Annotated in this window: 1 protein-coding gene and 1 pseudogene; both read right to left on the bottom strand. The window is 46.8% G+C overall.

Annotated elements, in window-relative coordinates; genetic code table 11:
• Positions 1 to 299: pseudogene (locus R7P74_RS29195) on the bottom strand (YcjF family protein); the annotation flags it as partial.
• Positions 296 to 523, bottom strand: a 228-nt coding sequence (locus R7P74_RS29190) for a YcjX family protein (RefSeq protein ID WP_318124217.1), incomplete at its 5' end; no start/stop codon positions are given. The gene R7P74_RS29190 and the pseudogene R7P74_RS29195, both read right to left, overlap by 4 nt.

Below are 523 nucleotides of genomic sequence, written 5' to 3'. Positions count from 1 at the left end.
GCTAGCCAGTCAGCCGTTTGCACCGCAGTGACAACTGAGTCCACAGCCTGCCACCCGACCAATCCGGCAAAAGTGGCAAACACGCCGGTTGCGAGCCATTTTCTGCCCGGCCTAGGACGAATCACGTGTTCAAGTTGCAGTTCTTGTTCGGTTTCAATTCGATCTTCTTCTATCTTTACTGGTACAAAAGTTTCTTTTTCACTGAATGTCTTTTGCGCCGTTAACTCTGGTGAATCCGATTGCTGCTCTTTCTCTAGTGCTTTTTCAGAGAAAATTTGTTTCTGCTTCAATTCACTCATTTCAATTTGTCTCCTAGCAGATAATCCAGTGCTTTATCTAGACGTATGTGTTTCATCGGTTCATCACTTGCTGACGGCATAGGACGGAAGGAAGTAAAGTCGAAACCACTGTTTTGCCAATAGGCAGCATTGGGTAGCTTCTTCGGCACCTCTCCTGGGAACATCGTCATTGCCTCACCGTTTAAGGTCGTCCCTTGTAACGCAGAAATGGTTTTGTCGCCTGA

The sequence above is a fragment of the Vibrio sp. 2033 genome (genome assembly GCF_033339735.1).
Note: the sequence above shows the minus strand (reverse complement) of the source record. Positions and strands in the feature narration are given on the sequence as shown.